Annotated in this window: 9 protein-coding genes; 4 read left to right on the forward strand and 5 right to left on the reverse strand. The window is 30.1% G+C overall.

Annotation, left to right across the window (positions count from 1 at the left end):
- Positions 1-1,909, reverse strand: a 1,909-nt coding sequence (locus tag AB1Z17_RS11680) for a carboxypeptidase-like regulatory domain-containing protein (protein ID WP_368051972.1), incomplete at its 3' end; no start/stop codon positions are given.
- 288 nt (positions 1,910-2,197) lie between these two features.
- Between AB1Z17_RS11680 and AB1Z17_RS11685 the strand changes: the two genes are divergently transcribed.
- Entirely contained in the window at positions 2,198-3,262 is a 1,065-nt protein-coding gene (locus AB1Z17_RS11685) for an endonuclease/exonuclease/phosphatase family protein (RefSeq protein WP_368051973.1), read from the forward strand.
- Between the two features lie 40 nt (positions 3,263-3,302).
- Positions 3,303-5,210, forward strand: a complete 1,908-nt coding sequence (locus AB1Z17_RS11690) for a prolyl oligopeptidase family serine peptidase (protein WP_368051974.1) — start codon at positions 3,303-3,305, stop codon at positions 5,208-5,210.
- A gap of 217 nt (positions 5,211-5,427) precedes the next feature.
- On the opposite strand, the gene AB1Z17_RS11695 is transcribed toward AB1Z17_RS11690, so the two are convergent.
- From AB1Z17_RS11695 to AB1Z17_RS11705, 3 genes are read right to left on the reverse strand one after another with little or no spacing between them, the layout of a single operon-like run.
- Entirely contained in the window at positions 5,428-5,847 is a 420-nt protein-coding gene (locus tag AB1Z17_RS11695) for a DUF4296 domain-containing protein (protein ID WP_368051975.1), read from the reverse strand.
- Positions 5,848-5,878: 31 nt separating this feature from the next.
- Positions 5,879-7,228: a dihydroorotase gene (locus tag AB1Z17_RS11700; protein ID WP_368051976.1), complete on the reverse strand. Its 1,350-nt coding sequence runs from the start codon at positions 7,226-7,228 to the stop codon at positions 5,879-5,881.
- Between the two features lie 18 nt (positions 7,229-7,246).
- Positions 7,247-7,966 (reverse strand): polyprenol monophosphomannose synthase, encoded by a 720-nt coding sequence (locus AB1Z17_RS11705; protein ID WP_368051977.1) that lies wholly within the window; start codon positions 7,964-7,966, stop codon positions 7,247-7,249.
- Between the two features lie 70 nt (positions 7,967-8,036).
- Between AB1Z17_RS11705 and AB1Z17_RS11710 the strand changes: the two genes are divergently transcribed.
- Positions 8,037-8,699 (forward strand): DUF4271 domain-containing protein, encoded by a 663-nt coding sequence (locus AB1Z17_RS11710; protein ID WP_368051978.1) that lies wholly within the window; start codon positions 8,037-8,039, stop codon positions 8,697-8,699.
- A gap of 17 nt (positions 8,700-8,716) precedes the next feature.
- Positions 8,717-9,463, forward strand: a complete 747-nt coding sequence (locus AB1Z17_RS11715; protein ID WP_368051979.1) for a uroporphyrinogen-III synthase — start codon at positions 8,717-8,719, stop codon at positions 9,461-9,463.
- A 67-nt stretch (positions 9,464-9,530) separates the two neighbouring features.
- On the opposite strand, the gene radA is transcribed toward AB1Z17_RS11715, so the two are convergent.
- The coding region (gene radA, locus AB1Z17_RS11720) for a DNA repair protein RadA (protein ID WP_368051980.1) at positions 9,531-10,529 on the reverse strand (999 nt) is incomplete at its 5' end.

Consider the following 10,529-nt stretch of genomic DNA (forward strand, 5'->3'; position numbering starts at 1 on the left):
GATTTGGAGTTATATTATTATTGACTCTAGAGTTGGAAAATGCGGTTCTAATTGTTGGTGCATTTGAAAGATATGCTGCATTTACATTTACCAAATGACGTCCTGTAATTTTATATGTAAATCCACCTTTTAAACTCGCGTCTACAAAAGATTGTTTTTCACTTTTTCCGAAGGAGTTATTTTGATAGGTTCCATTTTTAAACAATCCATTACGCTGATAATTAGTACTTTTAAAATTTAAAGCTGCGAAATAGTCTAGCTTATTTTTAGAAAACTGTAATTGCCCAAAAGCACTTGCAACCGAAGCATTTATAGTATAATTATATTGAAATTTCTCGTCAACATTAATCAACCTATTCGGATTGTTTAAATCGTTTTGTCTTGCATCGCCTTCAGCATATTGATCTAAATCTACAAAGCCATTTCCGCCTAATAAATCTAACATATTACTATAATTATTTGATGCTAAATTTTTAAATGAAATTCCTGTATGCAAGTTTAAATTACTACCAATATTTTTTGCTAAAACCGAACTCACTGTAATCTGCTTATCATCCACCCTATCTTCATATAAATAATATAATGAATTTCCATTATCAATATTCTTTTGATACAATTCTTGCCAGTTTAATTGTCCGTTTTTTAAAAATTCTTGTTCGGTTAAATAAGCATTTGCATAATCTAATTTATCTTCAAACCGCAAAAAACTACTTGGCAAGTATTTCCAATATGTTGGATCCGGATTTGGCGCGTTAAAATATCCCAATCTGCTATTTCCAATATGTCCAAATTGATACGCTAATGTGGTTTTTAAAGTGGTGTTTTCTTTTTCATAAATATGACTGAACATAACAATGGGCTCAAAAATTTCTTTAATTCGGGAGTTTCTACTATCGCCCTCTTGTTTTCCCCAATATGCATTGTATTGCAAGCCTTTTAAATCGTAAACCTCTTGTGTATTTGGCGAAGATTTTCCTCTTCGATTAAACGAAGTTATCGCTGTAATATTTAAACTATGATTGCTATTTAACTTTTTTTCAGCAGCTATAAAAGCAGCCCAAGCGTTGTAAGAAGTTCCTTCCAAATAGCCTTCTTGCGCAAATCTTCTAGAACCAGAAACAACAAAAGCCCAATTATTTTTATTAAACCCTGTGGCATACATTGCCATAACACGACCCGTATAACTTTTATTCGCTGAAGCATAAGAAACTTTCCCTCCTGGTCTATATTCAGATGCACGGGTTTTAAAATTTGTAGTTCCTAAAATACCTCCAAAATTATTTTCTGAAGCTTGTATTCCATTCGAAAATTCTTGATTTCTAAACGCATCATTTAAACCTCCCCAATTGCTCCATTGTGGTCTGCCATCGTACAATTTATTCATTTCAACACCATTAATTAAAATGGAACCATAACTGGAATCGTATCCACGTACTTTAAACCAAGCCTGACTAAAATTAAAGGAAGCCGCTCTTAAAAAGGCATCTTTTGAAGATTGAAATAAACCTGCCGTATAATCTGAACTACGCTCACCATCATCCAATAAGTCGTCATCAGTTAAAAATATTAAGCTATTGTCTTCTACTTCTATTATTGCTTTCGATAAATAAATAATACCCAAATTAATTGCAACAGAATCTTCAATAATTATAGGGATTCTTTGCGATTGGTATCCTTCAAAATCTAAGCGAAGCACATACGATTTATCTGGAATTTTTTCAATACTAAAATCACCATTTAAATCGGTTTCAGTATAGAATAAGCTGTTTTCTAAGGCTATAGAAATGCCTTTTAACGGTTTTTTTGAAGTGCTTTCAATAATTTTTCCTCGAATAGAAGCGGTAGTTTGTGCTTTTAGGTTATAGCCATAAAAGAAGCACAAAAAACCTAAGAATAGTAGCTTTTTCATTTACAATTTTTTTACAATTAACAAAAAAATATTGAAAATGAAAAATAAAAACTTATAAAAAACTATCCTAACCACTTAACAGAAAGCTATTTAATAATTTTTTTATTTATCTACGCAAAACCATCAATAAAAGCTTAGTTAGTAGAACTAACCCAGTATTGCAACAATGCGCTACATTTTTTAATCTCTTTAATGTCTTGGCTTAAAAATTGTTAGTAAATTAGCATTCTAAAAATTTGAAAAATGAAATGTCGATTTTTCAAATTGGGAATCTATAAATACAAACAGATGAAATATATCTTTAAAATACTTTTACCCTTTTTATTAATTTCGAGTACTCTTTTTGCACAAGAAAATTTTCAAATTAGAACCATTGCTTTTTATAATTTAGAAAATTTATTTGATACCGTAAATGATACGCTGAAAAACGATGAAGCCAGTCCTATTATGGGAATGAAAGAAGGACGTGAAGAAGTGTATCAAAAAAAATTGGCAAATATGTCTAAAGTGCTTTCTGAAATTGGAACAAATGAGGCAAAAATTTCAGCAACTATAATTGGGGTTGCAGAAGTAGAAAACAGAAAAGTATTGGAAGATTTACTTCAAACCGATAATTTAAAAAATGAACAATACGAAATTATTCATTATGATTCTCCTGATTTAAGAGGAATTGATGTTGCTTTATTGTATAAACCATCTAATTTTAGACCAACGCATCACGAAGTTTTTGAATTAAAATTATGGGATGAAAATGGGATGCGTATTTATACGAGAGATCAATTATTAGTTTCTGGTTATTTAGATGATGAACTAATTCATGTTATTGTAAATCATTGGCCTTCCAGAAGAGGTGGTGAAGCAAAAAGCAGGTCTAAAAGAGAAAAAGCAGCTTATTTAAATACCAAAATTATTGAAAAAATAAAACTAACCGACCCAAATCCTAAGGTTATAATTATGGGCGATTTAAATGACGATCCTCATAATGCAAGTTTAAAAAAAGTGCTGAAAACAAAATCAAAAAAAGCCAACGTTAAAGAAGGAGACATTTACAACCCAATGGAAGATATGTTTAGACGTGGGCAAAACACCTTGGTTTACAGAGATAATATTAATTTATTCGATCAAATTATGTTTACTTCGCCACTTTTAACAACCAAAAAGGACTATTCAACATATAAAATGTACAAAACAAACGTATTTAATCCTCAATATTTAACAACACAAACAGGAAAATACAAAGGCTATCCGCATAGAAGTTTTGCCGGAAATAATTTTATAAACGGTTATAGCGATCACTATCCTGTGTATATGTATTTGATTAAGGAAACCAATACACCTCAACTAAAAAATTAAATATTAAATTTGCGAAGCAAACCATAAATCAACCTTAAAAATGATACAAAAAATAATAGTAAGTTTACTTATTTCAATAACTTTTGTAAGTGTTTCAGCTCAAGAAGTTATGACTCCAAAAATGCTGTTAGAATTAAATAAAGTTTCAGCAAAAGGAATTTCGAAAGATGGAGAAAATGTAATTTATAGCACTTCAAAATACAACCTTGCAACGGATACTAAAATTACAACTGTATATAAAATTCCTGTTGAAGGTGGAACTCCTGTTGCTTTAGAAGCCTACAAAAACCTTTTACCAAACAAGCATATTTCGCCAAATGGAACTTATGAGATTTTTACTGAAGACGTAAAACTTAAAAATATAACTGGTAAAGATTTTTATCCTGAAATTAAAAACTCAAATGTGCAGATTTATGACGAATTAAATTACCGTCATTGGGATACTTGGGAAGATGGCGCTTACAGTCACCTGTTTTATAAAGCGACTTCCAACGATGCTGAAGCTGTAGATATTATGCCTAACGAACCTTTTGATTGTCCTCAAAAACCTTTTGGTGGTTCAGAAGATTATCTTTGGAGCCCAGACAGCGAAAACATTCTCTATGTAACAAAAAAATTAAGCGGAACAGCGTACGCTGTTAGCACAAATACAGATATTTACAGCTATAATTTAGCTTCAAAAACTACTACCAATTTAACCGAAAACAATAAAGGATACGATACAAATCCTGCATTTTCTTCTAAAAATCAATTAGCCTGGTTGCAAATGAAAAGAGATGGTTATGAAGCAGATAAAAACGATATTATTGTTTTAATTGATGGTGAAAAAGTAAATATTACCGAAAATTGGAATGAAACTGTTCATAGCTTTACTTGGGATACAAAAGGTGAAAAAATTTATTTTGTTGCTCCTAATTTTGGAACTGTGCAACTTTTTGAAATTAAAGTTCCTAAATCTTCAAACAAAATAACCCAACCTAAACAACTTACTAACGGACAATTTGATGTAAGTGGAATTGTTGGGCAATCTAAAAATATGTTGGTGGTAAATCGTAGAGATATGAACCACGCAACCGAGTTATACACATACAATTTAAAAAAAGGAACATTACAACAACTTACCCATGCAAACGATGCAACTTACAACTCAATTTCTTTAAGTAAAATTGAAAAAAGAACGGTAAAAACTACCGATGGAAAAGACATGCTTACTTGGGTAATTTATCCTCCAAATTTTGATTCCTCAAAAAAATATCCAACAATTTTATATTGTAAAGGCGGTCCTCAAGGCCCATTAAGCCAGTCGTATTCTTTTAGATGGAATTACCAATTAATGGCTGCAAATGGATATATAATTGTTGCACCAAGCAGAAGAGGAATGTCTGGTTTTGGTATTGAATGGAACGAGCAAATTAGCAAAGATTATGGTGGTCAAAATATGAAAGATTATTTAGCTGCTATTGATGATATTTCTAAAGAAAGTTATGTTGATACCGATAGATTAGGTTGTGTTGGTGCTAGTTACGGAGGTTATTCTGCATTTTATTTAGCTGGAATTCATGAAGGAAGATTTAAAAGTTTTATTGCCCATGATGGAATGTACAATTTAAGAAGTATGTATGGTACCACCGAAGAATTGTTTTTTGTAAACTGGGATTTAGGCGGAAATTATTGGGATAAAAATAATGCAGCTGCTCAAAAAAGTTTTAATGAATTTAATCCTGCTAATTTTGTTGATAAATGGGATACTCCTATTTTAATAATTCAAGGAGGACAAGATTTTAGAATTCCTATTGGACAAGGTTTAGAAGCGTTTCAGGCTGCGCAATTAAAAGGAATAAAAAGTAAATTATTATATTTTCCAGAAGAAAACCATTGGGTGTTAGATGGACAAAATAGCTTTATTTGGCATACAGAATTTTATAAATGGTTAGAAGAAACCTTGTAGCTAAAAAATCTGAATTATATAAAATACAATTGAGGCTGTCTAAAATTTTAATATTTTTAGACAGCCTCAAATTAACTTCAATTTCCAGTTTTAAATAGAATCGGAATACAAATTTTTATTTTAAGTAGTTTTTAGCATGATTAGAAGCTCTAAAAGTTCTTTAAAATAGTATTGCGGGAAATTAAACATTTATAGATTTATTAGAATTTAGAAAACTTTATTTTCTTTCCAAATTTTCTTTAATAGGCTCTACTCGTCTTCGCTTTATTTTATTAATTGAATCTATAGATTTTTTCTCTAAATTCTTTATTGCTTGAGCAATAGAATCTTCCTCTCTTTTTATCGTTTCAAACTTTTTATTTAAAGCTTTTAAACGCTCTTCAACTTTCAATAATATTACATCGTAATCATCAACTCTAGAAGTATAATAAAAATTACTTTCCTTAAATTGGGCACTATCAATATTGTACTTTTCAAAAACTAATGGGTGGTAATTTACCTTACGCTTTAAATCCAGATTTTTTGTAGTTTCAGCATTCACGGCCAACAATAAATCTGTTAATAAATCCACCATTTGATCTTCAGGAATCAAGTTATCAGGTTTTTTTAATATTGTATTGCTTGTGCAACTAAACATTAAAAAACTTATAAAAAGTATGTATATGAATTTATTCATGTGTTCTATTAAACAGTAATCTTTTCCCTTTTATTGTGTCGTTAAACTTTCCGTTATTATATATAAGGTTTCCATTTACAAAAGTATGCGTAATTTTAGAATAGAACGTAGTTCCTTCAAAAGGAGACCAGCCACATTTGTATAAAATATTATCTTTTTTCACAGTCCAGGGAGAAGCAATATCAACAAGCACTAAATCGGCGTAATATCCTTTTTTTATAAATCCTCTTTTTTCAATTTTGAAAATTTTTGCAGGATTGTGGCACATTTTCTCAATAATTTTTTCAATAGATATTTTCCCTTGTCTATACGCTTTTAACATTGCCGGAAGTGCATGTTGCACTAATGGTCCACCGCTTGGCGCCTTGGTATATACTTGCTGTTTCTCTTCTAATGTATGAGGAGCGTGGTCTGTAGCAATAACATCAATTTTATCATCTAACAAAGCTTTCCATAAACCTTCCTTATCATTTTCAGTTTTTACAGCCGGATTCCATTTTATTAATGTTCCTTTAGATTTATAATCGCTTTCATCAAAAGTTAAATGATGTACACAAACCTCTGCTGTGATTTGTTTTTTCTCTAAAGGTATTTTATTTGAAAAAAGTGCTGTTTCTTTAGCGGTTGAAAGATGAAAAACGTGTAAACGTGCTCCTGTTTTTTTTGCTAATTCAATGGCCTTTGAAGAAGATAAATAACACGCTTCTTCACTTCTAATTTTAGGGTGTAATTCTATTGGAATATCTTCTCCGTATTCATTTAAATACGTTTCTAGATTCTTTTTTATAGTGGCTTCATCTTCGCAATGTACAGCAATTAACATTTTTGTTGAAGAAAATATTTTTTCTAAAACTACTTCATTATCCACCAACATATCTCCTGTAGATGAGCCTAAAAATAGTTTTATTCCTGCAACATTTGAAGGGTCTGTTTTTAACAATTCTTCTAAATTATGATTGGTACCACCAAACATAAATGAATAATTTGCGTAGGAAGATTTTGCCGCAATTTTAAACTTATCTTCCAATAATTTTTGAGTTGTAGCCTGTGGTACCGTATTTGGCATTTCAATAAAAGAAGTGATTCCGCCAGCAACAGCTGCTCTACTTTCCGTTTCAATAGTTGCTTTGTGGGTTAACCCTGGTTCTCTAAAATGAACCTGATCGTCTATTGCTCCAGGAATTAAAAATTTTCCTTCTGCATCTATAACCAGCGTGTCGGAAGATTTTGAACTAATAGAAATATCAATGTCAATAATGTACTCGCCATCAATTAAAACATCACCTTCCATAATTGTACCTTCGTTTACAATTTGGGCATTTTTTATAAGTGTTAAACTCATATGTTCTTTTTCTTAAATTTATTTAGGAATCCCTGTAATTCTCATTTTAATTACACCAAAAACTGCTTCGGAAATTATAGATCCACTCATTTTTGACGTTCCTCTTTTTCTATCGGTAAATATAACTGAAACTTCTTTATGCTTAAATTTTCTTTTCCAAGCTTTAAATTTCATTTCTATTTGAAACGCATAACCAACAAATTTTATTTTATCTAATTCTAAAGTTTCTAATACCTTACGCTTGTAACAAACAAAACCAGCTGTGGTATCGTAAATAGGAATTTGAGTTATAATTTTTACATATTTTGAAGCAAAATAAGATAAAAAAAGCCGTTTAATATCCCAATTTACAACATTAATTTTATTATTTAAATATCTCGATCCAATAGAGAAATCCGCACCTTCATTTGCACACGCATTATACAATTTTATTAAATCTTCTGGATTGTGCGAAAAATCTGCATCCATTTCAATAATATAATCGTATTTTCTATCTAAAGCCCACTTAAAACCGTGAATATAAGCAGTTCCTAATCCTTGTTTCTCGGTTCTTACTTCTAAAAATAGCTGTTTAAACTCTTTTTGTAAATTTTCAACAATACCACTTGTCCCGTCTGGTGAATTATCATCTACAACCAGAATATCAAATTGCATTTCCTGATTAAATACAGCTCTAATTATTGCTTCAATATTTTCCTTTTCATTAAACGTTGGTATTATTACCAGTGTGTTGGACATATAGATCAATTTTGCAGCAAAGATAAAACAATTAATCACTAATTTTGTCATAAAATAACGAACTTACTTAATGATTGAAGCAGAAAATATAATACGTCAAGATAGTGATTGGATTACCATTGCTTTTTTAATAATACTTGTTGTATTAGTTGTTCAAAAAAAATTATTTGGAAATAGACAATTACATACAAGTATATTTTTCTTTAAAAAAAACAAGTTAGTTAGTTATTTTAATAAAGAAAAAAACACCTTTTTTAATCTTTATCAATTACTTTCTTTTGTTATACAACTAATAAGTCTTTCGCTTTTATTTTACTTTATAACACCCATTTTTAATGTAAATACCAAAACTAACGACCTCGATTTATTCATAAAAATTGCATTTGGGATAGGGTTTTACTTCTTGATTCGTTTTTTAATTGGGAATATTTTTTCAGTTATTTTTAATTTAGAAAAACTTCATAAAAAAATTTTTTTCGAAAAAATTAATTATTTTAACAATCTGATTTTATGGATATTACCTCTTTTAGTCTTAACATCTTATTCAAAATATTTTGAAAATATATTACTAAAAATCACATTAATTATTTTTGTTGTTTTAATAGTAATTAGGTACGTTTTATTAATAGTAAATAATAAAAAGCTGGTATTTAATAACTTGTTTTATTTTATTTTGTACCTTTGCGTCCTTGAAATCGTACCCTTAGTAATTATTTTAAAATTAACTATTTAAGCACAAAATTGAAGTTTATGAAAGTGAAAACAATTTTGGTTTCTCAGCCAGCTCCAAAGACCGAAAATTCTCCTTATTCAGATTTAATTGACAAGCAAAAAGTTAAAATTGATTTTGTACCTTTTATACATGTTGAAAGTGTTTCTGCAAAAGAAGTACGTACTCAAAAAATTGATTTAAGAAACTATACCGCAATTATTTTAACCAGTAGAAATGCTGTTGATCATTTTTTTAGAGTGGCAGAAGAAATGCGTTTTACTGTTCCAGATTCAATGAAATATTTTTGCCAATCTGAAGCTGTTGCTTTCTATTTACAAAAATATGTTGTATATCGTAAACGTAAAATTTATGTTGGAAAACGTACATTCCCAGAATTATCAAGTATTATAAAAAAATATAAAGATGAAAAGTTTTTACTTCCTTCATCTGATAAATTAAAAGAAATTATTCCAGAAACTTTAAATGAACTTGGAGTTAATTGGACTAGAGCCACATTGTTTAAAACAGTTGTTAGCGATTTATCTAATTTAGAAAATGTTTTTTACGACATTTTGGTGTTCTTTTCACCTTCAGGAATAGATTCGTTATTTCAAAATTTCCCAAATTTCAAGCAAAATGATACCCGTATTGCTGTATTTGGCAATTCAACTGTAAAAGCTGCTACAGAGGCAGGTTTAAAATGCACCATTGAAGCACCAACGCCTGAAACTCCTTCTATGACTATGGCTTTAGAAAAATATATTTTAAAGGTGAATAAAAAGTAAGCACCCTTAATCTTACAATATTTACTGCATCCTATTTCCTTTCTAAAAAAAGAAATAGGATGCTTTTTTATGCAAATAAATTAGCATAAATATCTTCAACTTTTGCTACTCTTACAATCTTTATGGCATATGGTTTTGAGCTTATTTTATTGAATTTTGAGATAAATATCTTGTTAAATCCTAATTTTTCCGCTTCTAAAATGCGTTGCTCTACTCTATTTATTGCGCGTATTTCACCTGCCAAACCTATTTCTGCAGCAAAACAAAAATCTTGTGGAATAGCTTCATCTTCGTTTGAAGATAAAATGGCGCTTATAACTGCCAAATCAATGGCAGGATCATCTACTTTTATACCTCCTGCAATATTTAAAAACACATCTTTTGCTCCCAATCTAAAACCAGCGCGTTTTTCTAAAACAGCCAATAACATATTTAATCTTTTAAGATCGTAACCTGTTGCGGAACGCTGTGGTGTACCATAAACTGCTGTACTTACCAACGCTTGAACTTCTATCATTAAAGGCCTCATTCCTTCTAAAGTTGCGGCAATTGCAGTACCGCTTAAATCGTCTTCTTTTTGTGAAATTAATATTTCTGAAGGATTTTCAACTTCTCTTAAACCAATATTTTGCATTTCGTAAATACCAAGTTCAGCTGTAGAACCAAAACGATTTTTATTGGCACGTAAAATTCTATATGTATGGTTTCTGTCGCCTTCAAATTGTAACACAACATCTACCATATGTTCTAATATTTTTGGACCTGCAATATTTCCATCTTTGGTAATATGGCCAATTAATAGCACTGGTGTAGCTGTTTCTTTTGCAAATTTTATAAGTTCAGCAGTTGTTTCTCTAATTTGAGAAATAGAGCCAGGCGAAGCTTCAATATACTCGGTATATAATGTTTGTATTGAATCTATTACAACAACTTCTGGCTGTAATTCTTCAATAGCTTTAAAAATATGCTGTGTATTTGTTTCCGTTAAAATAAGGCAATTTGTATTTTTAACTTGAAGTCGCTCTGCACGCATTTTTATTTGACTCTGGCTTTCTTCACCAGAAAC

This window comes from Lutibacter sp. (assembly GCF_040883305.1).
Classification (GTDB): Bacteria; Bacteroidota; Bacteroidia; order Flavobacteriales; family Flavobacteriaceae; genus Lutibacter.

Excerpts from the sequence above, each read along its gene's own strand:
- AB1Z17_RS11690 (WP_368051974.1), top strand. The coding sequence starts at position 3,303 with ATGATACAAAAAATAATAGTAAGTTTACTTATTTCAATAACTTTTGTA.
- AB1Z17_RS11695 (WP_368051975.1), bottom strand. The coding sequence starts at position 5,847 with ATGTTTAGTTGCACAAGCAATACAATATTAAAAAAACCTGATAACTTG.
- AB1Z17_RS11700 (WP_368051976.1), bottom strand. The coding sequence starts at position 7,228 with ATGAGTTTAACACTTATAAAAAATGCCCAAATTGTAAACGAAGGTACA.
- AB1Z17_RS11685 (WP_368051973.1), top strand. The coding sequence starts at position 2,198 with ATGAAATATATCTTTAAAATACTTTTACCCTTTTTATTAATTTCGAGT.
- AB1Z17_RS11710 (WP_368051978.1), top strand. The coding sequence starts at position 8,037 with ATGATTGAAGCAGAAAATATAATACGTCAAGATAGTGATTGGATTACC.
- AB1Z17_RS11715 (WP_368051979.1), top strand. The coding sequence starts at position 8,717 with ATGAAAGTGAAAACAATTTTGGTTTCTCAGCCAGCTCCAAAGACCGAA.
- AB1Z17_RS11705 (WP_368051977.1), bottom strand. The coding sequence starts at position 7,966 with ATGTCCAACACACTGGTAATAATACCAACGTTTAATGAAAAGGAAAAT.